The 23,828-nt window shown below is 59.1% G+C and carries 23 protein-coding genes and 1 tRNA gene; all 24 read right to left on the bottom strand.

Annotated features, from left to right (window positions below; translation table 11 throughout):
- Positions 1-10 precede the first annotated feature (10 nt).
- Positions 11-853: an ABC transporter ATP-binding protein gene (locus tag AAY81_RS02945; protein WP_066661170.1), complete on the bottom strand. Its 843-nt coding sequence runs from the start codon at positions 851-853 to the stop codon at positions 11-13.
- Positions 843-1,664 carry an ABC transporter permease gene (locus AAY81_RS02940; protein ID WP_066661167.1) on the bottom strand — a complete coding sequence of 274 codons (822 nt, stop codon included), beginning with the start codon at positions 1,662-1,664 and terminating at the stop codon, positions 843-845. Before AAY81_RS02940 ends, AAY81_RS02945 begins: the two co-directional genes overlap by 11 nt.
- Positions 1,665-1,765: 101 nt before the next feature.
- Entirely contained in the window at positions 1,766-2,716 is a 951-nt protein-coding gene (locus AAY81_RS02935; protein WP_066661164.1) for an LCP family protein, read from the bottom strand.
- Between the two features lie 82 nt (positions 2,717-2,798).
- Entirely contained in the window at positions 2,799-4,319 is a 1,521-nt protein-coding gene (locus AAY81_RS02930) for an LCP family protein (RefSeq protein WP_143117328.1), read from the bottom strand.
- A 108-nt stretch (positions 4,320-4,427) separates the two neighbouring features.
- Complete coding sequence (locus AAY81_RS02925) at positions 4,428-5,417, bottom strand: glycosyltransferase family 2 protein (protein WP_066661162.1); 990 nt, start codon at positions 5,415-5,417, stop codon at positions 4,428-4,430.
- 466 nt (positions 5,418-5,883) lie between these two features.
- A complete protein-coding gene (locus tag AAY81_RS02915; protein WP_066661161.1) occupies positions 5,884-6,153 on the bottom strand; it encodes a hypothetical protein in 270 nt (89 codons plus the stop codon).
- Positions 6,154-6,159: 6 nt separating this feature from the next.
- Entirely contained in the window at positions 6,160-7,041 is an 882-nt protein-coding gene (locus AAY81_RS02910; RefSeq protein WP_066661160.1) for a homocysteine S-methyltransferase family protein, read from the bottom strand.
- Positions 7,042-8,042: 1,001 nt separating this feature from the next.
- Entirely contained in the window at positions 8,043-8,855 is an 813-nt protein-coding gene (locus AAY81_RS02905) for a UTP--glucose-1-phosphate uridylyltransferase (RefSeq protein WP_066661159.1), read from the bottom strand.
- 24 nt (positions 8,856-8,879) lie between these two features.
- Positions 8,880-9,089 carry a CcmD family protein gene (locus tag AAY81_RS02900; RefSeq protein WP_066661158.1) on the bottom strand — a complete coding sequence of 70 codons (210 nt, stop codon included), beginning with the start codon at positions 9,087-9,089 and terminating at the stop codon, positions 8,880-8,882.
- Between the two features lie 15 nt (positions 9,090-9,104).
- Positions 9,105-9,869, bottom strand: a complete 765-nt coding sequence (gene ccsA / locus AAY81_RS02895; protein ID WP_066661155.1) for a cytochrome c biogenesis protein — start codon at positions 9,867-9,869, stop codon at positions 9,105-9,107.
- 49 nt (positions 9,870-9,918) lie between these two features.
- Positions 9,919-10,632, bottom strand: coding sequence for a heme exporter protein CcmB (locus AAY81_RS02890; RefSeq protein WP_066661153.1), 714 nt, complete (start codon positions 10,630-10,632; stop codon positions 9,919-9,921).
- Positions 10,632-11,357 carry an ABC transporter ATP-binding protein gene (locus tag AAY81_RS02885; protein WP_066661151.1) on the bottom strand — a complete coding sequence of 242 codons (726 nt, stop codon included), beginning with the start codon at positions 11,355-11,357 and terminating at the stop codon, positions 10,632-10,634. The genes AAY81_RS02890 and AAY81_RS02885 overlap by 1 nt, the downstream gene beginning before the upstream one ends.
- 1 nt (position 11,358) lies before the next feature.
- The gene (locus AAY81_RS02880) at positions 11,359-13,539 is read right to left on the bottom strand and encodes a heme lyase CcmF/NrfE family subunit (protein ID WP_066661148.1); all 2,181 of its coding nucleotides are present in this window, start codon (positions 13,537-13,539) and stop codon (positions 11,359-11,361) included.
- Positions 13,540-13,566: 27 nt separating this feature from the next.
- Entirely contained in the window at positions 13,567-14,235 is a 669-nt protein-coding gene (locus tag AAY81_RS02875) for a cytochrome c maturation protein CcmE domain-containing protein (RefSeq protein WP_066661137.1), read from the bottom strand.
- 200 nt (positions 14,236-14,435) lie between these two features.
- Positions 14,436-15,140, bottom strand: a complete 705-nt coding sequence (locus AAY81_RS02870; RefSeq protein WP_066661127.1) for a cytochrome c3 family protein — start codon at positions 15,138-15,140, stop codon at positions 14,436-14,438.
- Positions 15,141-15,417: 277 nt separating this feature from the next.
- The gene (locus AAY81_RS02865) at positions 15,418-16,245 is read right to left on the bottom strand and encodes a TrmH family RNA methyltransferase (protein ID WP_338030602.1); all 828 of its coding nucleotides are present in this window, start codon (positions 16,243-16,245) and stop codon (positions 15,418-15,420) included.
- Positions 16,246-16,319: 74 nt separating this feature from the next.
- Positions 16,320-16,395 (bottom strand) — tRNA-Ala (locus tag AAY81_RS02860).
- A gap of 67 nt (positions 16,396-16,462) precedes the next feature.
- On the bottom strand, positions 16,463-16,804 hold the full coding sequence (locus AAY81_RS02855) for a Veg family protein (RefSeq protein WP_066661125.1): 342 nt from the start codon (positions 16,802-16,804) through the stop codon (positions 16,463-16,465).
- Between the two features lie 142 nt (positions 16,805-16,946).
- A complete protein-coding gene (gene rsmA, locus AAY81_RS02850; RefSeq protein WP_066661123.1) occupies positions 16,947-17,906 on the bottom strand; it encodes a 16S rRNA (adenine(1518)-N(6)/adenine(1519)-N(6))-dimethyltransferase RsmA in 960 nt (319 codons plus the stop codon).
- Entirely contained in the window at positions 17,896-18,483 is a 588-nt protein-coding gene (locus AAY81_RS02845; protein WP_066661122.1) for a flavodoxin family protein, read from the bottom strand. Before AAY81_RS02845 ends, rsmA begins: the two co-directional genes overlap by 11 nt.
- Positions 18,465-19,412 carry a TatD family hydrolase gene (locus AAY81_RS02840; RefSeq protein ID WP_082867829.1) on the bottom strand — a complete coding sequence of 316 codons (948 nt, stop codon included), beginning with the start codon at positions 19,410-19,412 and terminating at the stop codon, positions 18,465-18,467. Before AAY81_RS02840 ends, AAY81_RS02845 begins: the two co-directional genes overlap by 19 nt.
- A gap of 3 nt (positions 19,413-19,415) precedes the next feature.
- Positions 19,416-20,996: a methionine--tRNA ligase gene (metG, locus tag AAY81_RS02835; protein ID WP_066661121.1), complete on the bottom strand. Its 1,581-nt coding sequence runs from the start codon at positions 20,994-20,996 to the stop codon at positions 19,416-19,418.
- Between the two features lie 100 nt (positions 20,997-21,096).
- Positions 21,097-22,113, bottom strand: a complete 1,017-nt coding sequence (locus AAY81_RS02830) for a coiled-coil domain-containing protein (RefSeq protein ID WP_143117330.1) — start codon at positions 22,111-22,113, stop codon at positions 21,097-21,099.
- 2 nt (positions 22,114-22,115) lie between these two features.
- Positions 22,116-23,300, bottom strand: coding sequence for a coiled-coil domain-containing protein (locus tag AAY81_RS02825; RefSeq protein ID WP_156501482.1), 1,185 nt, complete (start codon positions 23,298-23,300; stop codon positions 22,116-22,118).
- Positions 23,301-23,828 lie beyond the last annotated feature (528 nt).

Genomic DNA, 23,828 nt, shown 5'->3' with positions numbered 1-23,828 from the left:
CCTACGTGTTTTACGCTGATGCGTTTGGCGCGCTTTTGCCATTGTCGGGCAGCTGAATGATTTCGTTGTTGTAGTAATCGACAGCGTCCTCGATGTCACCATCGTACATCATTTTGCCCTGTTCCAGAACAATGCCCCTCGTGCAGAATTCCTGGGCGGCCTTAGACTCGTGCGTCACGAACATGATGGTCACATCTTTGTTCGACATGATGTCGGACATGCGCTCGATGCACTTCGCGCGGAACTTGCGATCGCCCACGGAAAGCGCCTCGTCGACTACGAGGATGTCGGGTTCGATAGTGGCAGCCAACGCGAAGCCCAGGCGGGCCTTCATGCCGCTCGAGTACATCTTCATGGGCTGGTCAATGTAGATGCCCAGTTCGGCGAACTCGACGATTTGCTCTTCCACCTCGTGGAACTCCGCCTTGGTCATGCCGAGCACCTGGCTGCGAAGCGCCAGGTTCTCACGACCCGTAAGCTGACCATCGAAGCCAGCGTTCAGCTCGAGCAGGGCGCTTACCCTGCCATTCACGGTAATGATGCCACTTGTGGGATGGCTTACGCCCGTAATCATCTTCAGGGCGGTGGACTTGCCAGCACCATTGCGACCCACCAACGCTACGGCCTCGCCCTTCTTCACCTCGAAGGACAAATCGTCGTTAGCATTCACCACGCCTACCAGGGAGCGTGACTTCGTATTGAAGATACCCAGGAAGCGGCTGCGTTCGTTCTTGTACAGCTTGTACTGCTTGGTAACGTGCTCGAAGCGGATAGCAGTCTCGTCGCTGGTGGTCTTGTGCGCATCGCGTACGAGGCGCACCTGATGAAGCTTTTCCTCGGCGCTAGAGGGCATCGGACACCTCCTCGTTGAAGTGGCGATACACCAGAACCATCACGACAAGCGTTACCACGAAGACGATGCAGAAACATCCAAAGAAGACCGGGTCTTCCCAGAACCAGACCTTTTCGCAGAGCGCATCGCGAAATGCGGTAACGAAGAACGTAATGGGGTTGAACAGCATGATATCGGCCGCCCAGCCAAAGCCCGCAGGACCCAGAATCTGCATGTTGAACAGGATGCCCGAAAGCCAGAAGAACGGATTGTTCAGTGCCTTCATGAGCTGGCCGAAGTCCTTGCTCATGCCCGAGAGCTGCGAGTTCATGATGGAAACCATGTTCCAGAACACCGACATGAGCACGAGCAGGATGGGAACCTGAATGAGGTAGATGTCCCAGGGCATGCCGTACGCCGTGTATATGACCATGAGGATCACGAACAACACCGAATTGATGAGCAAGGTGGAAAGCGTATACAGCGTGGAAATGCCGCTGAGCGGGAACTTCACCTTGTTGACCAGGTACGGATACCTATGCAGTACGTCGGAACCGGTATTGGTCATGTCGGACATGAAGAACCACGGGATAAGGCCCGCGACGAGCCATACGAAGTACGGATACGCTCCCGACGTGGTGCTGCTTGCACGCAGGCCAACTTCAAGGGCGAACCAGAACACGACTACGAAGACGATGGGCTTAATGGCGAGCCACGCCCATCCGAGCACGGCGCCACGCGCGCGCTTCTTCAGTTCGAAGACAGCGAGATGGCCAATTTGCGTACGCCATTCCCAGTTGTCCTTCAGGATATTGGTGAGTGTTTTTATCAATCTGTGTCCATCCAGCTAATGCAACCCGGTAAGTCTACCACACAACAGCGCAGCCCACATACGTCTTCGCTGATGAGACGGCCTGCGGACTGCGCATTGCGTTAGTTGACGTTCTTGGGGGCGATAACGGTGGCAGGATCGCCGCCGGCATCCACCACGGCCATGAGCTCGGCCCACGCTTCCTCGTCGCGCGGGATAAGCCAGATGTCGTTCACGATGCTGCCCTGATACGGACCGCTCGTGGAATCGAACGTGATGGAGCCACTGTTATTGCAGAAGTTCTCGACGAGCTTCGCGAGCACTTCAGAATCCATGTTGGTATTGGTGAGCGCGGAAACGAACACGGGCACGACGGCACTCGCCTGGTCGGCGGGCATCTGGCTCACCTTGGTAATGAGCTTCTGCAGAACCTGACGATCCTGCGTCTGGCGAATGGCCTCCATGTCGTCGCCGTACGCCTTGCGCACGCGAGCGTACACCAGGGCCTCGTTGCCGTTCAGATGCTGATCGCCCTCTTCGACGGTGATCTTCTTGCCCGTGATGATGTCGGTGAGGGAAATGGTCATAGGCACAGTAACGTCGACGCCGTCGATGTCGTTAACGAAGTCGACGAAGCCCACGAAACCCATGTCGAGGTAGTACGAGATCTTCACGCCCGTAAGGTCCTCGGCGGCCTGAACGGTACCCTCGATGCCGTAATACTGATACGCCTGGTCGAACTTCGTGTCGGTGCCGTTGATGTTCGTGGTGGTATCGCGCGGAATGGAAACGATGGTGATGTGGTACGTCGTGGGGTCGACGCGCACCAGCATGACGGTATCGGACTGGTTCTCCTTCTCCGCCTCGATGGTACCCGTGCGGCTATCGTCGCCCACCACGAGCACGTAGAACGGTTCGGTGGGAACAACCACTTCGGGCTTGCTATCCGACACATTCGAGGTCGGTTCTTCCTGAGTGGTCTCCTGCTTCGAGCAGAAGCACCCCGACAGGCCAAACACGCCAAGGCACAGAGCCAGGGCAAGCGCTAGCGCTTTCGCAACATTCCTCTTCATTCCCCTATTCCTTTCCCATTTCAACGAACGGGACCCTTGCGGCGCAAACCCTGCATTGCGCCAGCCCCGTTCGTCTATCCTCTTAGGAGACCGTCACTTCCTCCGTAGAGCCCGGCAGCGTAACCACGTCGCCCGAATAGCTTACGGAAGAGGGATCGCCTCCCGAGTTCACGACTTGCATGAGCTTCGACCACCCTGTGGGGTCATCGTAGCAGAACCACAGGCCACCCATGGCGGAATCATAATCGCCCGCCGAGGGGCCGCTTCCGCTGTACATGGTAACGCCGCCATTGAACGCCAGGGCAAGCTGAAGCAGTTCCTGGCTATTGAGGTCGGTTCCCACGCACGAGGCAATCTTCATGATGGTGCCGGGGAGCTCGGTAGCCGACTTCGACTGGATCTTCGTGACGATGGCGCCCACGATCTGACGAACGGCCTTCTGCCTGTTCGATTCCTCGTCGGAGGCGTAATCGTGACGGGCGCGCGCGAAGATGAGCGCTTCCTGCCCGTTGAGCGTCTGCTCGCCAGCCTCCACCGTGACCTGCTCGCCCGTAAGCGCGTCGGCGTAGGAAACGGTAGTGGGCACGTTCACGTCGATGCCGCCAAGGGAATCGATGAGCTCCTCGAACTCGGCAAAACGAATCTCGGCATAATGGCTGATCTTCACGCCGGTAATGCCCTCAACCGCCTTGATGCTCGTAGCGGCGCCACCTTCCTGGTAGGCCTGGTCGAGCTTCACGGTGTTGCCCGAACTATCCGTCCATGCCGTATCGCGCGGAATGGACACGAGCGTGACCTGCTTGTTCGTGGTATCCACACGCGCCAGAATGATCACGTCGGACGCGTTGGTGGTGTTATACGATTCCGTGGACGAGCCTTCGCGCGAATCGCTGCCCAGAAGGAGCACGTAGAAGGGCTCATCCATGGCCGTGTCGGTAAGCGCGGCGTTGACGCCATCGGCGTCATCGAGCTTCATGGCGCTATCGATGGAGCTCATGTACCAAGCGAATGCCGCCCCCACAACCAGCAAGAGAGCCAAGATGACGCCCAGAATGATGAGGGCGATCTTCTTACCGCGCTTCATCTTGCGCTTGCCAATGGCACCCGTGGCAGAGGGCATGCTGGCATGGGAGCCATATGCCTCGCCTGCGCCCTTGGCATGCCGGCCGTGGACGGGCTGATCTTGTGCGGCCCGGGAATAGCCCTGGTAGTTATATGCGTTCTGGGGAGCGCCACCCATGGCCGCCTGATAGGCGTTCTGCTGGGCCTGGCGCGTATAGGGGTTGTACTGACCCTGCTGGGCATTCTGACGACGTGCGCTGGAAGCGTAGTCGTAAGGCTGGCCCTGCGTGTTATTCGTATACGGGTTCCTGCCGTACTGAGGCTGACCGTACGGGTTCTGGGAATACGGGGTCTGGGCATTCACCGGGCGACCGTACGCCTGATGCGGTTGGGCATATCCGCCATTCTGATACGCGGAATAGCCACCATTCGCGCCGTACGCCCCATTACCGTACCCGCCATAGGGATTCTGGGCGTAGGGATTGCCCTGCATTCGATTGGCGCCACGCGGCACGTTGTAATCTTTCTTCTTGCGACTCACTGATTACCTCTTGCTATCTACGCCATACATAAGCATTTAGAGTAACCCAAAACGGGCGCGGCCCGCTTGCCAACACGGGTGTTTGCGGCCATTAAACACAAGTAACGGCTAGGCGATTTCGTCGGGAAAGCGATTGCAAAACTCCTGCGCATCGCCCATGAGAAGCTGGGCGTTTTCCGCATCGACCGCTGGCAGCAGCGACAGGTCGAGCATGCCCTCCTCGCGGGCATCGACCATCTCGCGCGCCCACTGCTGGGCAAACGCCAGATGATTGTCGGCGGAAATGCGATTGTAGTTCCACTTGTAGCCATTCCAGCGTGCCGCGTTCAGGGCCGGAGCGAAGGCGCGATACGCGTCCTGGCCGCGGTTCCTTAGGAAATCGAACGTACGCTGGTATTCGTAGCAAACCTGGAATACCTTGGCAGACGACTTGGAGGAGCTTGCCTGGTTGTCGGTGCGGTAATGCAGGTAGCCCTGGCGAAGGAGCACGACGCGCGGGGCGGCGATCCAGCACTGATGGGCAAACGAAGCGTCCTGGAACGAGGCGCCAGGCGTCTGGCTGAAGCTTATCCCCTGCCCCAAGATGAAATCACGACGATACAGACCCGCCCAAATGCTCGGCGTGGTGTTCACGATCGCGGGGTTGTCAGCCGGACAAAACGGGACGTTGTAGGCAAATTGGCCATACACCACGGCAAGGGGATCGCGCCACGAGCCTTCGCTATGCTCACGGTAATTCGCCTTCACCACGCTGGCACCATACCGCTCGGCAGCCTTCACGTATGCGGCAAAAGCGCGCTTCGAAACGAAGTCGTCGGGCTCGACGATGCCGATGTACTCGCCACGCGCAGCGGCAAGGCCCTGGTTCATGGAGTCACCGTAGCCCGTGTTCTGCTTGTCGATAATGCGCACGCGCGCATCCTTCGCGGCGTAGGCGCGCATGATATCCAGCGAGGAATCGGTGGAACCGTCGTTGATGCAGATGATTTCGATGTCCTTCAGCGTCTGGCCTACGAGCGAATCGAGGCATGTTCCGAGGTACGTTTCCGTGTTGTATATGGGCACGAGGATGGAGACCTTGGGAGCAGTCTGCGTCATCTGCGGCATTCCTTTCGTTGGCGAATTCCGCAATATGATAGCGTATCGCGATGGAGGTTGCGTCCTGGCGCGGAAGAAGGCATGACGCGTCGGCCAGAAATGGCAGAAAGCAGATTTCGATAGTAGCGTTTTCCTGGGGAAACGCTTTAAAGGATATCGCGCGTATACCATTACTTCACCACATTACGGAGAAGATATCAAGCCTTTATTTCGGCGCTCAAGATGCTATATTCTAACTAGGCTTCACCTTCGATCCCCGTAATATTGCGATGGACCGATGCATTTTGTTAGGGAGCTCTAGATTGCTTGCGAAATGGAGATTCGCGCCCGTTGGCGCGAAAGCCAGGAAACAAGCTGCGGGCACCCACCTTTCTGAGGTGGGTTCATCCTTAGGGCGGGGGTGAGGCTTTATGCGGGCAGGCCATATGGTCTGCCCGCCTCTCGTTTCAGGGGCGAACGCTACGCCCTACTCCACCGTTCCGTACACCTGTCCCCACGCATGGCCGGAAATCGCGGAATTCAGCTGGTCGCACAAGCGCTCGCGCGTATAGTAGCCCGGAGGCAGCAGCGACACGATTTCCTGCAAATCGGCAGGAAGGTCGTAGGATTCCACCAGCACGACCACGTCCATGCGACTCACCATATCGGTATGCCTGTACAGCTCGGAAACCACACGCTGCAACGCGCCGTAATCGTCGCTGCGGTTGATATTGCTAATGGGCTGGCGAATGGCCATACGCACCTACCTTACGCAGTCGAGGCCAGCCACGGAAGCGGCAAGCGCGCCCGTGTAAGCCGGCGTGGCCTTCCCCGTAGCGCGCAGGAACTGAGCGCCAGCGGCACGCAGGTCGCGCGCAATGGCAACCATGCCATCGGGCGAATCGAAGGGGCCAGGGTTGAGCGTCGCACGGCGTGCAGGAGGCTCGGGCACATCGAACTGCACCAGTAGCGGCAGCGGCGTGGCATCGGCGACGCGACGAGCCAGCGAGCACAGCGCTTCGGGTGCCGCGGAGGCGCGGAAGCCAAACACGTCAGCTTCGAACTCCACGGCCAAGCGCGCTGCATCCTCGACGCTTTCGCGGCCACCCGCGAACGTGCCATCCTCGGCGGCATCCACCGACACGAACACCGGCGTGGAGCATTCCTTGCGAATGCCCATGAGCGCGCAACGGATGTCGTCCAGGCTTGCCATGCCGTCCAGGAAGAAGGCATCGACGCCCTCCTCCCCCAGCACCGTGGCCGCACGGGCATACTGGTCGCGATTCGCCACGAGCGAAGACTTGCTGGAAGGGTCGATGGGCAAGCCAGTAGCGCCGATCTTTGCGATAAGATGCTGCGGCTTGAATGCCGAGGCAATACGCAACGCAGCCTGGGCGATTTCGGCATCCTTTTCCGAGGCGCGTACGTGAGCCAGACGGGCACGCGTGATGGCACCCGTGGGAGCAACCAGACAAGGCACGCCCGTGGCCAGCTGCAGGCGCAAGGTCTCCTCGACCACTTCGGGCTCGATGACGGGAAGCAGGATTTGCTGCGCTTCGTCGAACCCCTGGATTCCAAACGCATGGGATAGCGAACCGGAAAGGACGAGCATGTCTTTGTGGAAGCGCAATTGGATATCCGCCATGATGTTCCTCACTATTCGATGGCCATGCATGCCACGAAGCGCAGCTGGCCGAAAAATCGTTCATGTAAGTATACCGCCCCAACCCCGCAGCGCCCCGATAAATGGACCACGCCCCAACCGAGCTACTCAACGAAATCGAGCCGTCAGGGCAGGCAGCACGCCGTTTGTAACGCCCTTGGGGTAGGCCTGTTACTATCCCGATACGCGATTCATAAAACGCGCACGCCCAGGTCGTGGTTTCTGCATTCCCGCATTTTATAATTGGGTCATCAGACGAAAGGTATCCCTCCTAAAGTTTGAAGCTGTCCGGTTCTCCCTCCTCCCTAACCTACCGGGCAGCGGGTGCGTAAGCACCATCCCTCCTTGCAGGCCCGAGCCCACTCCCTTACTGGCTCGGGCCATTCTCTTTTCTCACGGCTTCTATCGAGCGCTCGACGTGCTTGAAACCTTATGGGTCATCAACGAGATGAAGGCGTGATATGCCCCTCAAAGCCCCCGAATCACTTCACTATGAACGAGGTACAACCAACGCCCCCTCCGTCCACGGAGCATGAAAATCGCTCGCCCGAATCCCAAGATAGGCATCGCCGCCAAACTGAGCAAAATCAGCCGACAAAATGCACGAAATGTCGCCGTTTACACGTCGATCTATGTTTCGCCCCTCATACGAGCAATGACGACCTGGAGCAACGTCGCTATGAGGGCACAGGCGAACCCTTCCCCGCCCCATTCGGCAGGGAAAACGAAGGCTACAGCGTGTAAACGTCAGCATTTTTGCAAAATAGAACCTCGGATTTGCGCATTTTCAATTTGACGTCCGCCTAACGGCGGGACGCAGTCTCCGAGTAGAAATGCACCCGCTATGCCATGTTCATCCCGAACCCGAACGCGCACCGCATCACCAGCCCAACACCGCTAGTTGTAATCGCAGATGGAGGCATAAAAGAAGCAAGGCCCCACCAAGCGGCGGAGCCTTGCTGAGCAAGCTATGTAGCGACCAACTAGCCGTTCTTGCGAGCGTAGAGGCGGTTGTTCGTGTCGAGCCACGTGGCAACGGTGCCCGTATCGAAGCCCTCGTCGTCGCTGATGACCATGGCGTACATTTCCTCTTCGGCCAGCACGGCATCGAGAGCGTCGGTAAGCTGGATTTCGTTGCCCGCACCCGGCTTCACGCTTGCAAGGAGCTCCATAACGCGCGGAGAAAGCAGGTAACGACCGAACACGGTGAGGTTCGAAGGAGCTTCCTCTACAGGAGGCTTTTCCACCAGGCCATTGACTTTCCAAACGCCTTCGGAGACTTCCACGCCATCGATGACGCCAAAGCGGCTTACCTGATCGTCGGGCACGGGAAGCACTGCGATGACGCTTGCGCCGTTGTGCTCGTCGGAAATGGCCTTCATGCGGTTGAGCATGTCGTTGCCGGGAACGATAACGTCACCCAGCAACACGAAGAAGGGCTCGTCACCCGTCTTTTCGGCAGCGCAGCGCACGGCGTGACCCAGGCCCAGGGGCTCGTCCTGGTAGACGAAGCTCACGGGCAGATTGCCCGCATGATGCACAGCTTCGGCGTAGGCCTTCTTGCCGCGACCCACCAGGGTTTCCTCGAGCTGGGGATCGGGAGCGAAGTGATCTTCGATTGCCTTCTTCTCGCGGCTGTTGATGATAACCACTTCATCGGCGCCGGAGGCCAGGCCTTCCTCGACGACGTACTGGATTACCGGACGATCGACGACGAGCAGCATTTCCTTCGGAACCGCCTTGGTGGCAGGCAGAAAACGCGTACCCATGCCAGCTGCAGGAATAAGAGCCTTCATGTAACGACTTCCTTCTTGGTAAAGCTATTTCTTGGTGATGCTGTCGGTGGCATCGGCTTCCTTGGCAGCCAACGCCTCTTCCAGCACGGCCATCTGAGCTTCGGTCTTCTTCAGACGGACGGTGATGAGTACAACGTACACCAAAAGCGCCAGCCAAACGAGCGCATACGCCGCAATAACATAAGGGGCGGAAGGAAGGATGGTCGCGTAGATCTGTTCGAGAATGGGATTCATGATTGCTCCTTCGGGTTAGTCGTCAAGCTGCTCTTTGATTCGCTCGGCACGGGCATCGAGCTCCGCCGCGCGTACGCGAAGACGGAACAGGCCATACGTGACGAACAGCATGCCGAACAGCGAAAGCAGGAACGGCACGAGCATATCGGGCGAAAGACCCGAATCGGTACGGAAGATAACGGGATGCACGCTGGAGGGAATGAGGCGCGTGATCATGAAGCACACGGGAACGTCCGCGAACATGATTAGGCCAAACACGCTGGCGAACACGGCGCGACGTTCGGGATCGTCGATGGAAGCGCGCAGCACGAAGTACGCAATGACCAGCAGCATGAGGATGAGATACGTGGTAAGGCGAGGCTCCCACGTCCACCAGACGCCCCACTCGAAGCGCGTCCACATCTCGCCCGTGACCATAACGGCGATGACGAAAACGAGCGCGACTTCCGTGGCAACCTTGGCACGCAGGTCGTAGCCAGCGTCACGCGTCATGAGGAAGCGCACGCAGTAGTACGCGGCAACCGCCAGGGCAACGAAGCTGGCAATGGCAGTGGGTACGTGGAAGTAGAAGATCTTCTGCGAGAAGAGCAGCTGGTTGGCAACCATCTGGCCGCCGATGACCTCGACGCCGTCGATGGCAGCACCGTTAACAGGCCCGGCCAGCGTAAATGCCAGCACGAAACCCGCGGTAGTCAGCAGCGCACCAACGAGCGTGATAGCGGGGGCAATGCCATCCCACCATCCACCCACGCGGGGGCTTTTCGTAGTTTTACTAGTCATACCTTTCCTTTTGTCGTAGTTCTAAACGCGTAGCGTTACAACAATCACCCTAGGCGCTGATCACGAAATCGTACAGCACCCAAGAAAGCAGAACCATGACCACGTCGTAGCCACCCGCCAGGGCAAGAGCAGGCACGAACATGGACTCCACGTCGCCGCCGGCGATGACGACCGTAGTAGCCGACACGCAGGCGTAAAGCAGCGGATAGATCAGCGGAATGAACAACACGGCCAGCAGGACGTCCTTGCCACGCGTATTCACCGTGATGGTGGCGAGCAGCGTGCCGATGCCGGCAATGCCAATGGTGCCCACCAGCAACGGCAGGAATAGCATGGGCCAGGTATCGGCTGGCGTGGTAGTGGTGAGGAAGAAGAAATAGAACAGCGGCAGGACGATGATTTCCACTGCCAGCAGGAAGAGCAGGTTGCTCGTGGCCTTCGCCAGGAACACCACGCTACGATCGAGCGGCACCAGCAAGATGCCCTCGAGGCAGCCATTCTCCTGCTCGTGCGCGAAGCTGCGGTTCAAGCCCAGCAGCGAAGTGAACACGATGAGGGCCCACAGCAGGCCCGCGCTCATCTGCAGAATATCGAACGTATTTGCCGTCTGAGCCAAAGCGGCACCATACACCACCAGCACCAGAAACGCGTAGATGCCCATAGCGGTGAGCATCTCGCGCGTGCGAAATTCGCGGCGCAGGTCCTTCCCCAGCAGGTTCAGGTACTGCTGGAACGTAGACGGCTTGCGGATCGAAACGGCCATTAGGAAACCCCCATCCCTACCGTCTTCTTGTACAGCTCTTCGAACGCCTGGAAATCGATGTCCTCCTTGGGCGCATAGGCAACCTTGCGACCCTTCGCCATAACCAGGGCATGCGTGCATACGCCGAAGCCCTTGCGCAGGTCGTGGCTCACCATGACGAACGTACGGCCGCTGCGCACCTGTTCGATGAGGCTATCGAATATCTCCATTGCGTGCGGATCGAGGCCGGAATACGGCTCGTCGAGCAGCACGACGTCGGGATCGTGCAGCAGGGCGCGCGCGATACAAAGGCGCTGCGTCATGCCGCGGGAAAACGTACGCACGGTATCGAGACGTCGATGCGAAAGCTCCACGGCCTCGAGCATTTCGTCCACACGTTCCTGCGCGTTCACGATGCCATACAGGCGTGCGGCCAAGAGCAGATTCTCCTCGGCCGTAAGGTCGCCATAGAGCATGGAGTTATGCGAGATGAGGCCAATATGCTCACGCGCGGCATCCGGATCGTCCTTCAGGTCGATGCCGGAAAGGCTCGCCCGACCACGCGTAGGACGCGAGAGCGTGGCAAGCATGCGCAGAAGCGTGGTCTTCCCCGCTCCGTTCGGGCCGAAGATGGAAAGAAACGCCCCGGCGGGAACGGTCAGCGAAAGATCATCGACGGCCTTTCGCTGACCAAATACCTTGCTGACATGGGAAAGTTCAATTGCGGCGTGAGGGGCGTCTTCCACCCTAATCCTCCTTGTTGGGCAGGGAAACCGGCTGTGCCTCATCCGCCATCTGCTTGCGGGTACGACGACCCAGGGCAGCAATCGCGGAACCGAGCATGAGCATGCCGAAGCCAACCCATACCAAGCTGATCTGCGGGTTCACGCGAACATCCAAGCTGTAGTCGCCTGCATTGTTCACGCCCTTGTACACCACGAACAGGTCTTCCTCGGCGAAGCTAATCACCGCGGCGTTCGACTTGGTCTGCTGCGTGCTTTCCACCAGCTGCATGCTCGGGGCAACATGGCCAATATACTCGCCATTGCGATACACGTCGAATTCGACGACGTAGTAGATATCGTTGCCGCTATCGCCCTCGAAGATCTCGTTACCCGTGTACTTCAGCGTGAAGTCCTGGATGGTGAATTCTTCGGCGGTGTCGGATTCCTCGTCATAGGTAATGTAGCCCGTCTTTTCCGTGACGTACATGGAAGAGCAGATGAGGCCAATAAGGATAACGGCCATGCCCAGGTGAGCGGTGTAACCGCCAATGCGCGAGGCATTGCCGCCAATCATCTTGAAGATCGATGCCACAGGGTTCGTGCCGTGAGCCTTGGCGTAGGCGCTGCACGTGCGACCAATGAGGAACAGCGTGTTGAAGAACAGGATGCTGGCAACCAGGAAGCCCACGATGGTAAGGCCCTTGTAGTACCAACCCGGGCCTTCGGCAGCCAAGCCCATGCCCGCGCTACCACCAGCGTCGATAATGGCATCGTAGCTGGGGAACAGGTACATGAACGAGTAGACCACCAGCACCACGAAGAGCACCAGAGCGCAGATAGCGGGCACCTTGGCCTTCGCCAGGAAGGCGCTGCGCTGCGTGACCGTCCAGCCCAGCAGGGGGCATACGGCCAGCACGGCCAGATAGAACACGCCGAGCGGACGCGCCACGGCGTTGAACGTACCCGTGCTCACGCTGGTGCCGCCGAAGGGCATCCAGCTGGGCAGCGCGCTTGCCACGGTGAGATAGCACACCAGGATGGCAAAGACGAGCATGAGCACATTATTGAAGTAGTAGGCAGCTTCGCGGGAAGCGAGCGAGTCCACCGCTTCGTCGGCAGCGCTCTTGGGGGCGAAGCGCTTCCAGCGCAGCGCCAGACCCACGATGCCAGCCAGGAGCGAAAGCACGATGAGCGAGCCGAACAGCGCCAGGGAAACCGGGTCGCCCTCGAAGGCGTGCACCGATTCGATCAGGCCGGAACGGGAAATGAACGTACCCGTGATAACGAACGCGAACGTAATGCACGCGCACATGATGGACCAGCGCTTGAACGCACCGCGCTGACGGTAGATGGTAAGGCTGTGGATGAGCGCAACGCCCACGAGCCACGGAAGAAGGCTGGCGTTTTCCACGGCGTCCCAGCCCCAGTAGCCGCCCCAGCCAAGCACGACGTAAGCCCACACGGAACCCAGGCCAATGCCGATGCCCAGCATCCACCAGGCAACCATGGTGTAGCGCTGCGAACGACGTACCCAGGCATCGCTGCTATCGCCGATGACCAGCGTGGCCACGGCATAGGCAAACGGGACGGTAAGGCCCGAATAGCCAATGAACAGCGCAGGCGGATGAATGGCCATGGCCCAGTGCTCCAGAAGCGTGTTCATGCCCCACAGCGCAGCCGCGCCCGTAAGGTTTCCATCGGCATCGAAGTAGCTTTCCGCCATGGCAACGAACGGGCAGTTGTCTTCGGAGAAGAGCAGAATGCCTACGAAGCCAGCCAGCACCAGCTGGATGACGACCAGCGCCACGCTATCGAGCTTTTCGGTGCGCTTCATGTTGCGGAGCGACATGACGGAGGCAAACAGCGAGATGAGCCATGCCCAGAACAGCAGCGAGCCCTCGCGGCCTTCCCACAGACCGGAAATGCGATACAGCGTTCCCAGAATGCCCGTCTGCTTGCTCTGCGCACCAACGACGTATTCGATGCTCGTATCGCCCGTAAGGAAGCAGTACACGAGCAGGCCACAGCAGAACGTGAGCGCCAGGAACGTGACGATCACGGCCACATGACCGCCCCATACCAGCATCTCGCCCGCACCCTGCGGATTGCGGGAGCGAAGGGCGACGCCGGCGATTAGGCAGACCACGGACACGATGATGCCCGCAAAGCCAACCAGCAGCCCCATCAAACCAATGAATGCCATAGATAGAACCTTTCTTACCGGACGTGGCTATTCGGCCAGGGCCACGTTCGTTGCGGAAAACTTGCCATCTTCGGTGAGATTGCCCGTAAGGACAACGGAAGCGCCATCGGCAAGCGTCTCTTCGGAAACGGCACCGTCGAAGAGCACGGAAACAGTTGCGCCCGTATCGGCATCTTCGAGCACGAAGCGATCGCCCTGACCGGCAGCGTTCTGGCTACCCGCCTGAATCTTGCCCGTCACGCGAACGGTGGTGCCGGTGATGTCGGAGCCATAGCCCATCATGCGATCGACAGTAAGGGCCTCGGTGCCACTCTCGTACTTGGAGGGGCACTTGGTGACCATCTCGCTGGCGTACAGCACACCGTCGTCACCAATCTTGCCCGTGCAAATGGCGGTCACGTCGTTACCGAACGTGGAAGCAGCGGCGCCGTCGTAGCTCACAGAAAGCGTGGAGCCATCTTCGCTATCGGGATCGTAGATAGAAAACGTGAGCACGTTGCCGGTAGTCGTGTACGAGTTTTCCACGACGTTGCCGGTTACCTGCACACGCTGATCAACGTATTGACCGCTCGCCGCATCGGCGAGGCTGATGGTCTTGGCAGCCGTGCTGCCGCCCACGATAGCAAGAATGAGGATGAGCACCATGACGATTACGCCCGTGACGACGATCATGCGCTTCTTCGTTTTAGCGTTCAATGAACTACCTTCCCACCTGTTTCAAAACGGTCACCCAGAATACCAAATGGTACCAGAGCGGTACCCCTGACATTCCAGAAGTGACAATACCCCCAAAAGCGCAACGAGGGACCTACCGGCGAACCGGTAAGTCCCTTCGTATTGCTCGTTATCCGCTAAACCCCTCTAGCGAATAACGTTTGGTGCCTCTTAGGCAGACGTTACGACAGCGTTTCAGCCGTAGCAAGCGCCTTCTGACCATCAGAGTACGTCAGCCAGCCGTCGGGCATGCTAGCAGCAGCCTCAGAGTGGCACTGCGTGCAGTAGAATACCGACGCGCGGTGCGACTTGTGGCACTCGCTGCAAGCGATCTCGCCGTGCTGCCAACGATGCGGATTGAAGTCCATGTCGGACGTCAGCTCCGTCAGGTCCTCACGCGTAATGTCGTGACAACCGCTCTTCAGGCAGAACTCATCACCCGTGCCCTCTGCGTGGCCCGAGTTCACCATCAGCTCTTCGGTGCCGACTTCCTCCAGCGGGTAATAGTAATCGCCCGTGATGGTTTCGCCGACCTCGGTGAGCTGCTGCGACAGGGTGGGCACATGGCAGCCCAGGCAGTTTACGCCCTGCTCCTTGTGCGACACAACCAGCATCGCATTGGTGTTCGATACCTCGTTGCCGTACTTGTCGACGCCGGTGGTGTTAGCCTCCTGGTCGTACGTGGCAACATAGGCATCCATCGACGTGTGGCACACTGCGTTGCAGAAGCTCGGCTGGTTATGCCAGTTCCAGAAGCCAATGCCCGCGACAGCGATCACAACGACGATGATTCCCACCACGATAGGCCACTTCTTCTTTTTGTTAGCAGGCTCTGCAGCTGCCTGCTGAGTCGCGGCCGTGGTGGATCCCTTAGTCTCCTCGCTCATTCCTAACCTCCTTCCAAATGCTTCTCTGTTTACCTCCAGTTGGAAGGTGCAGCTGCAAGTGCACGCTTCCACGCCTCCGCACTGTAAGGTAAAACCCCTCGTCAAGACATCACCCATTAAGGGGGATTCTTGACCTGACCGCGTAATCATACAAAAACGTGGGTTAAGACACAACGTTTAGTTTGCCTGTTTGTCGCATAATTTTTCGCTCCGGGCCAGAATCGGCTGCTTTTTCGGGCAATGCATATTTTGTATCACCCGCAAAAATGGGGTACCACTAATAGCGTTTTCTAAGCTCCCAAAAAGCCACGGCGCTCGCGGCAGCAACATTGAGGCTATCGACCCCATGAGCCATGGGAATCTTCACCGTGAAGGTGGCTCGGGCGATGGTTTCGGGGTTCAGACCCTCCCCTTCCGTGCCCATGATGATGGCGAGCTTCGGACACTGGTTCAGACGGTCGTCGCCCAGGGAGATGCTGTCATCGGAAAGCGCCATGGCAGCAGTCTGAAAGCCATAGCTTTCCAGAAGAGGGATGCCCTCGGCTGCCCATTGCTCGTGCTTGCGCCCAATGCGCGTCCACGGCACCTGGAAGATCGTGCCCATGGAAACGCGCGCAGCACGACGATAGAACGGATCGTGGCACGAAGGCGTAAGCAAGACGGCATCAATGCCCAGCGCGGCCGCAGAGCGGAATGCAGCCCCAATGTTCGTGGCATTCATAACGTCCTCGAGCACGGCAATGCGCGTTGCCCCGGCAAGCACTTCGTCCACGGAGGGAAGCTGGGGGCGATACAGGCACGCCACCGCACCACGCGTGACGTCATATCCCGTAATGGCCTTGAACACCACCGGGTCAGCAACGAGCACGGGCGCGCCCAGGCTTTCGAAGCGCTCGATGAGCTCCTGAGATTTGTCAACCCACTTCTGCTCCATGAACAGGGAATGGGGCGCTACGCCCGAATCGAGAGCTCGATTGATGACATTTGCCGACTCGCCAATAAACAGTCCGGGGCCTACGCCCTCGTCGCCTCGAAGCTGCGCATCGCGCATACCCGCGAAGGGCCTCACGCGCTCATCGGTTGGGTCGGTAATCTGATGTATCACGGCTCATCCTCGATTTCCCTGTCGCGAATACGAAAAAGGCCACCCGCGATAACGCGGGCGGCCTACATGATCAATGGTGGAGATGAAGGGGATCGAACCCTCGGCCTCAGCGTTGCGAACGCTGCGCTCTCCCAACTGAGCTACATCCCCATTGGTTCAGCAAGATGGTATTTTGCCCATTGTCCTGCTGCATGTCAAGCGAAAAGAGACTTATGAATTAGTTCTCCACCTGAGCGGATTCCATCATGGGAAGCGGGGATTCCTCGTTGTCGCCAGCGATAGATTCGATAAGCGATCCAAACAGAGATTCGCCATTCTGGCTCAGCTCGACGGTGCCCGTGAGGACGTCGACGTACTGGTAAGACTGGCGAGACGTGCGACCGCGCTTGCGATCGACTTCCATAATGAAGAGCTGCGGGTGAACCTGCACCAGCACGCCTTCAGATTCAACAATTTTCGAACGACCCATGTTTGCGCGAACCGAAAGGCGCTGACCAACGAACTCATCGAGCTTCTGGTGGATGGAATCGACTACTTTAACCTGCTGTTCTAGTTCCATTCGTACTTCCTTGCGTCATATCGTATAAAAGACGGCAAGCGACACTCTATCACGCGCGTCAATCAAAGCGCAGATGAATGATACCCAGCAGGTAATCTTAACCGATGTTTCACAATTGGCGACAGGTGTTACCCCTGCGCGATTACGCTATGCCACGTTCGTGCGCAACGCGACCAAGCTGGATGAATTCCTGAAGCGAAAGGGACTCGCCACGACGCGAAGCATCGATGCCCGCCTGGGCAAATACCTCACGCAGGTCGTCGGGCGTAACGCCCTCCCCCGACGCCGCAGCACGACCCGAGAAGTACGTACGCGACGAGTTGAGGATGGTCTTGCGGCGCGTGGCGAAGGCGGCGTCTGCCATGACGGCCGTAGCGCGACGCTCCTCTTCGGTAATGCCCAGCTCGTCCAGGGAAACGCGGTCGAGGCGAATCACGCTGCTATCCACACGCGGCGGCGGGAAGAAATTACCCGGGGACACGGAAAAGCGGCCAGCGGGACGGGCATACAGGCCCAGCTTCACGGTGAAGCCGCCATAGTTCTTCGTGCCAAGATGCGCAGCCATGCGGTCGGCGACTTCCGCCTGGACCATGACCGTGGCACTGACAAGGGAGTCATACCGCTGGAACGCATCGAGCACGAGCGTGGCGGCAACCGCATAGGGCAGGTTCGCCACGAGCTTATTCGGCTGAGCGGGCAGCTGGCCGGGTTGCAGCTCCAAGGCATCCTTGCTGATAAGCGAGAAGACCGCGCCCTCCCCCTGCACAGGACGCTCCTCGGCCTCATCGCCCAGGTAAAACGTCATTGCGGATGCATAGGGAGCGCACGTGCGGGCGAGCACGGCGGGCAGGTCGGTATCGCGTTCGACGGAAATGACGGTGCCTGCCTTGCGAAGCAGCGCGATAGTGAGCGTGCCAATGCCTGGGCCCACTTCCAGAACCACATCGTTCGAACCGAGCTCGGCAAGGTCGCAAATTTTGGAGACCACGCCATCATTGATGAGAAAATGCTGGCCAAGGGCCTTCTTGGTGGCAAGGCCATGAGCATCGAGCACGTCGCGCGTAGCGGAAACGCTCGCCAGGGGTGAAAGCTTATCGGCCATGTTCGTTTCCTTTCGCGGAAGTGGCATCGGGCGGAAGGGGCTCTTCCCCATCACGCATGCCGAGCCATTCGTGAACGTACTCTTCGAGCGGCGCATGAGCGCCAATGCATCCAACGCTGCGCTGCAGGCTGAAGCCTGCCACATGAAGCGCCGAACACGTGCAGACGGCAAGGGGCTCCCAGCCATAGGGATCGCCGCCTTCGCCCACCGCAAGCAAGTGCGCGGGCCTACGCCTGCCGTGACGTGCATCGCCCCAGTACAAAGGCTGCAGGCGATCGAGAAACGCCTTGTACCCCGCAGGCGGGCCAGCGAAGTACACGGGACTTGCGATGAACAGCTCATCCGTACGCGCAAGCGTAGCAAGTAGGCCGTCCATGTCGTCATGCTGGAAGCACGAACCTGCCGTTCGGCATGCATCGCAACCCACGCAAGGGGCGATAGAGAGGCGAGCCAAATCGATGCGCGTAAGCGTGTCTTGGGGAAATCGCTGGGATAGCAGCCCTTCTGCCAGCGCTACGGCGCTCGCAGAACGCCCCGCTAAGCGAGGCGAAGCGCATATTATCGTGCGTTCTGCCATTCCGTCGGCTTCCTATCCAAAAGGCCCAAGGCGTTGTCGTGCAGGGTCTTCAAGAACTTCCGGCGCTCTTCGCCGGGCTCGATGCCACGCACTTCGGCAAGACGCTCGGCGGTGAAGATGATGTATTCGGGGCCGTTTTCCTCACCACGCAGCGGCACGGGAGTCATGTACGGGCAATCGGTTTCCGTAAGCAGCCTGTCTTCGGGTACGAGCTTTGCGGCCTCACGCGCATCGTCGGACGACGCAAACGTGATGGCGCCACCATACGCGATGTAGCAGCCTGCCTCGATCCAGGGTTCAAGTTCGCTGGCAGACAAGCTGCAGCAGTGCAGGATGGTGCCCGCAGCGGGAAAACCCTCTTCCTGCATGATGGCAAGTGCATCATCGTGCGCTTCGCGAATATGCAAAGCCAGGGGCAGGCCCGATTCATGCGCCAGTTGAATCTGGCGACGGAACACGCGACGCTGCACGTCGCGCGGGGAAAGGTCGTAATGATAGTCGAGACCCACCTCGCCCAGGCAGCTGGTGCGGGGGTCGCGCAGCTTCGCCTGCAGCTTCTCGTCGGTGAAGCCCGTGTAGCCCTTCGCGTTATGCGGATGGCAGCCACATGCCAGGCGAATCTTCGGCAGCGAGACGAAGCGATCGGGGGCGATTTCGGTAAGCCAGGCGGAGGCGCCCATCTTCCAGCCATCGAGCCCTGCATACGTGGAGCCGGCATCTTCCACGATGTCGGTTACGTTGCACAGAAAGTCGACCCCGTATACCGCGGCACGCGCCAGGGAAAGGTCGCAATGGCTCACCATGCCCAGATGGCAGTGCGTATCGGCTACAGCACCTTCCAGCTGGGGAGCCGGCACGATCTTGTACGTACCGTTCTTGCGCTTCTTCCTGAAGAGCGTGTCGTAGAAAACGGGGTCGGCTTCGGTCATAGACTACTCCAGGTTGAGATCGATCTCGTCGAGGGCCAGGCGCGGGAACAGCGGATCGCCCTTCTCGACGGCATTGCCGACGGGCAGCTGGCCCCAGGCGCTGGCGGCCTGAATGTCGGTTACGGCAGTGATGTCGCCCAGCGACAGGCGACGGAACACCTCGTTGGACGTGTTGGGCATGAACGGCGCCATGAACAGGGCGATGATGCGACATGCCTCGAGTGCGTTGTAGATGACGGCAGCCAGGTCGTCGGCCTTGGCCGGGTCCTTCGCCAGATTCCATGGAGCGGAATCCTCGACGTAGTGGTTCACCAGGCCGGCCAGTTCCTGAACGGCAGCAGCGGCACCCGTGAAGTCCACCTGGTCCATGCAGGCGTTGTAGCGTTCATACAGGCCGTCGGCCACCTCGCGCAGCGGGTTTTCGGCAGCAGACGCGGGAGCTGCGGGCACCTTGCCCTCGAAGTACTTGCCCGTCATGTTGAACACGCGCGAGCACAGGTTGCCCCAGGTGTTGGCCAGGTCGGCGTTGTAGACCTGCACCATGCGCTCCATGGAGATGTTGCCGTCGTGACCGAACTGCACGTCGCTCATGAAGTAATAGCGGTACGCATCGACGCCAAATACCTTCACCAGGTCCTTCGGCATAACGCCGTTGCCCTTGCTCTTGCTCATCTTCTCGCCCTTGGTGAGCAGGAAGCCATGGCCGAACACGTGCTCGGGAAGCGGCCAACCGGCAGCGATGAGCATGGCGGGCCAAATGACGCAATGGAAGCGCGTGATGTCCTTGCCCACGAAGTGGTACTGGAAGGGCCAGCGGCTATCGAACTCGCCTGCGCGATCGGGGTCGGCAAAGCCCAGACCCGTGGGGTACGCCAGCAGGGCGTCGGCCCATACGTAGGCCACATGGCCCTCGTCGAACGGCAGCGGAACGCCCCAGTCGAACGTGGAGCGGGAAATGGAGAGGTCCTTCAGGCCGCCTTCCACGAACTTCACGATTTCGTTGCGGCGCGTCTGCGGCAGGATGAAATCGGGATGCTCCTCGTAGAACTTCAGCAGAGGCTCCTGCATCTCGGAAAGCTTGAAGAACCAGTTCTCCTCGCCACTGGCCGTTTGCACGGGGCGATGGCAATCGGGGCAGACGTACACGCCGTCTTCGTTCTTCTCCAGGTCGCTTTCCGCGTAGTAGGTTTCCTCGTGTACGCAGTACCAGCCCTCGTAGCTGCCCTTGTACAGCCAGCCAGCCTCATACAGATCATTCCAGAACTTCTGGACGGTGCGCGTCTGGCGGTCCTGCGTAGTGCGCACGAAATCGGTGTAGCTAATGTCGAGCAGATCCCACGTGTCGCGGAAGGCGGGTTCCATGCTGTCGCACCAGGCCTGGGGCGTCATGCCCTTGCCCTCTGCGGTATCGGCCACCTTCTGGCCATGCTCGTCCATACCCGTGACGAACGCGACATCGTAGCCATCCATGCGCTTGTAGCGGGAAAGCGTGTCGGCGCCGACGGTGGTGTAAGCCGTGCCCAGATGAGGGGCGGCGTTCACGTAGTAAATTGGCGTGGTAATGCTGAAAGTGCCTTTCGACATGGGTGCTCTCTTTCGACTAACCCTTAGACCCGCCAAGCGGGCATATTCTTTTCTGCAAGTAAACGAGTATAGCGGCAATTGGACCGTACCGAGCACAAACCTAGATTTTCATCATGTTGGCAAGTGTGTTGCTGTACCACCACTCATAGTTGGGCGGGCAGTACTTCTGCGCATGCGAGACGGTGATGGTGTAGCCATACGAACGGGCCAAATAGGCAACATGCTGACGAGCGCCATCCTCCCAGGAACTGAACGTGCGATAGCCACCCTTGCCATCCGTCCAACCCCAAGCGTTATAGCCGCCGGGAATATGCACGCCGTTGCTGCTTTCCGTGTTGGTAATGGCAGGCGACCAGCGTGGATCCACGCCATACTGCCACGCCGCCTCGGCAAAAGCCCGTCCCGTGCCCGCCATGGGAGTGCCAGCCAGATACGCGTCGATGCGCTGCGTCCAGGTTTCCACGAACGCATCACGCCCCACCGACCAATCGACGCTGTTGTCGATGACGCCCGCACCTGCCAGCTTGGACGCCTCTTCCTGGGCTGCCTTCGCGGCACGATTCTGCGCTTCCTCACGCGCTGCCTCAGCTGCGGAAAGCGCGTCCGCAGCATCCTTCTGGCGTTGGTCGGCTTCCGCCTTCTGGCGCGATAGCTCGGCTTCGGTTTCCTCGTACGTGGCCTTCAACTGGGAATAATGCTCGATGAGGTTGTAATTGTGCCGTTCGATGCTGTCGAGGTATTCCCAATTGTCGATGAAAGTTCCAATGTCCTCGGCATTCACGAGCAGATCCACGAGGCCATATCCGTTGCGGCGCATCTTGTACATGAGGCGCATAGCCGCAGCGCTATCGTCTTTCTGGGCATCGAGCTCGCGACGCACCTGCGAAAGTATTTTCTGATTCTCGTCGATTTGACTCTGCAGAGCCTCGACGGCAGCCGTAGCCTCATCGTACGCAGCCGACGTCTGCTCTACCTGCTTTTGGAGCTCGGTCATTTCGGATTCGGAAACGGGCGCAGCCGTCTCGTACCAATCGGAATCAGCCCATGCCAGGCCAGGCGCAAGAGAGCACAGTGCAACAAGGGATAGAGCAACTATGCACCCCATCCCCCGCTTCATGACTAGATTTGATTCATCTGTGCCAACACGTTGTTGTACCAACCCGTCGAATTCGGTGGGCAATACTTCTGGGCCGCGCTATACGTGAGCGTGCTGCCATAAATGCGGGCAAGCCCCGAAACATGGGCCCGAATGGCCTCATCCCAGCTACCCCAGCTGGAAGAACCCCATCCCCAAGCATTATACGACCTGAAGCAATACGCGCCACAGGAGCTTTCCACGTACGAAATGGCCGGCGACCATCGCGGATCGACGCCATAATCCCATGCAGCCTCGGCAAACACCGTTCCCTGACCCGCCAGGGGCGTACCAGAAAGATATGCGTCGATACGGCCAGCCCACTGGTTCACGAACGACGTTTTGTCGGCAGACCAATCCACCGAACCCGAAGAAACGGAACCGCTCACGTTTCCCGAAGTATCCTGGCTAGAGGTGTCGACGGCGGGGTTCTGCGCGTCAACGCCCGCTTCGTTCGAGGCCTCGCTCGACGCGGACTCCGCTGCTGCAGCTGCGGCAGCAGCCTCGGCAGCCTGCTGAGCGGCAATGGCCTCGGCCTTCTCCTGGGCTTCCTGGCGGGCCGACTGGGCCTGAGAAAGCGCACGCTCGGCACGGGCGGCTTCGCTTTCGGCCTGTTCGGTCTGCTCCTCCAGCTCGGCCTGGGTGGTTTCGAGCTCTTCCTTCATAGAAGTGAGCTTGGCCAATTCGTTGGCATTATGGTCGTGTAGGCAATCGAGATAGTCGATATTGCGAATGAATTCCGAGAAATCCTCGCTAGAGAGGATCATCTCGATAAGTCCGCCACTCTCCTGCTGCAGGATGTACAGCACGCGAAAGGCATCGGCGCTGCGCTCTTCCTGTTCGGGAAGCTGCTCATTGATCTCGTCGATGCGCTGCTGGTTCTGCTCCATCTGCGCCTGAAGGTCCTCGAGCTTCTGAATGGCGTTGTTGTATTCGTTGGCCGAAGACTCGACCTGCTTCTGCAGGTTCGAAAGATTCTCGGCAGACGTATCCACGTCCGAAGTGGCGGTATCGTCGGCGAAAGCGGCAGACGGAGTGGTGCCGGCTACGAGCGCGCATGAAACGAGAATGGAAAACGCGACGCGAGAGGCGGACTGGCCCGCATGCGCCGCTCGGCTGCGGCCGAACGAGAAACGCGAGGACACGCGATGGGCCGCTGACGCGGCCATACGCGCACTCGCGCATGGTTTGTCGTGCGTTTCTGGTGTCATGTACCATGCCTTTCCGTGGCGGCGTCGTGCCACCACCTGCTCCACGGTAGAACGCAAAGCTCGGCCCATTATACCGAAGCGCATTTCACGCCCCCAATCAACAGATTGGAAGCATGACGCCCCCGCAAGGGCAATACAGCAAGAATAACTACTTCACCTGGTAAAACACCCATGAAGGATGTATGTACTGCTTATGAATGACACATGTCCGATATCATAACGGCCTCCCAATGAGCAGGCATACAAAGCGCATTGAATCGCCTAGCCCACAAGCAGCCCGCAAGCGCCAGATGGAAACGCCCGCCAGGTAAACGCAGGTTACCGAAAACAAACAAACAGTCAACGGGCCGCAAGAGAGCGACGTGGGGACTTCCGCGCATGCATACAATGAACAGGCGATGCTGGTCGTGAAGAAGGGGTTTCCACGACGGACACGGCAGAATGAATGCCCGTCTTCGCCCCGGCTCACCCAAGAGGAAGGAAGAG

This window comes from Denitrobacterium detoxificans (genome assembly GCF_001643775.1).
Taxonomy (GTDB): Bacteria; Actinomycetota; Coriobacteriia; order Coriobacteriales; family Eggerthellaceae; genus Denitrobacterium; species Denitrobacterium detoxificans.
This window is presented reverse-complemented; position numbering and strand designations above follow the sequence as displayed.

What these genes read in the sequence shown, in the direction of transcription:
- AAY81_RS02945 (WP_066661170.1), bottom strand. Translation starts at nt 853, where the DNA reads ATGCCCTCTAGCGCCGAGGAAAAGCTTCATCAGGTGCGCCTCGTACGC.
- AAY81_RS02935 (WP_066661164.1), bottom strand. Translation starts at nt 2,716, where the DNA reads ATGAAGAGGAATGTTGCGAAAGCGCTAGCGCTTGCCCTGGCTCTGTGC.
- AAY81_RS02925 (WP_066661162.1), bottom strand. Translation starts at nt 5,417, where the DNA reads ATGACGCAGACTGCTCCCAAGGTCTCCATCCTCGTGCCCATATACAAC.
- AAY81_RS02915 (WP_066661161.1), bottom strand. Translation starts at nt 6,153, where the DNA reads ATGGCCATTCGCCAGCCCATTAGCAATATCAACCGCAGCGACGATTAC.
- AAY81_RS02910 (WP_066661160.1), bottom strand. Translation starts at nt 7,041, where the DNA reads ATGGCGGATATCCAATTGCGCTTCCACAAAGACATGCTCGTCCTTTCC.
- AAY81_RS02905 (WP_066661159.1), bottom strand. Translation starts at nt 8,855, where the DNA reads ATGAAGGCTCTTATTCCTGCAGCTGGCATGGGTACGCGTTTTCTGCCT.
- AAY81_RS02900 (WP_066661158.1), bottom strand. Translation starts at nt 9,089, where the DNA reads ATGAATCCCATTCTCGAACAGATCTACGCGACCATCCTTCCTTCCGCC.
- ccsA (WP_066661155.1), bottom strand. Translation starts at nt 9,869, where the DNA reads ATGACTAGTAAAACTACGAAAAGCCCCCGCGTGGGTGGATGGTGGGAT.
- AAY81_RS02890 (WP_066661153.1), bottom strand. Translation starts at nt 10,632, where the DNA reads ATGGCCGTTTCGATCCGCAAGCCGTCTACGTTCCAGCAGTACCTGAAC.
- AAY81_RS02880 (WP_066661148.1), bottom strand. Translation starts at nt 13,539, where the DNA reads ATGGCATTCATTGGTTTGATGGGGCTGCTGGTTGGCTTTGCGGGCATC.
- AAY81_RS02870 (WP_066661127.1), bottom strand. Translation starts at nt 15,140, where the DNA reads ATGAGCGAGGAGACTAAGGGATCCACCACGGCCGCGACTCAGCAGGCA.
- AAY81_RS02855 (WP_066661125.1), bottom strand. Translation starts at nt 16,804, where the DNA reads ATGGAACTAGAACAGCAGGTTAAAGTAGTCGATTCCATCCACCAGAAG.
- rsmA (WP_066661123.1), bottom strand. Translation starts at nt 17,906, where the DNA reads ATGGCCGATAAGCTTTCACCCCTGGCGAGCGTTTCCGCTACGCGCGAC.
- AAY81_RS02845 (WP_066661122.1), bottom strand. Translation starts at nt 18,483, where the DNA reads ATGGCAGAACGCACGATAATATGCGCTTCGCCTCGCTTAGCGGGGCGT.
- AAY81_RS02840 (WP_082867829.1), bottom strand. Translation starts at nt 19,412, where the DNA reads ATGACCGAAGCCGACCCCGTTTTCTACGACACGCTCTTCAGGAAGAAG.
- metG (WP_066661121.1), bottom strand. Translation starts at nt 20,996, where the DNA reads ATGTCGAAAGGCACTTTCAGCATTACCACGCCAATTTACTACGTGAAC.
- AAY81_RS02830 (WP_143117330.1), bottom strand. Translation starts at nt 22,113, where the DNA reads ATGAAGCGGGGGATGGGGTGCATAGTTGCTCTATCCCTTGTTGCACTG.
- AAY81_RS02825 (WP_156501482.1), bottom strand. Translation starts at nt 23,300, where the DNA reads ATGGCCGCGTCAGCGGCCCATCGCGTGTCCTCGCGTTTCTCGTTCGGC.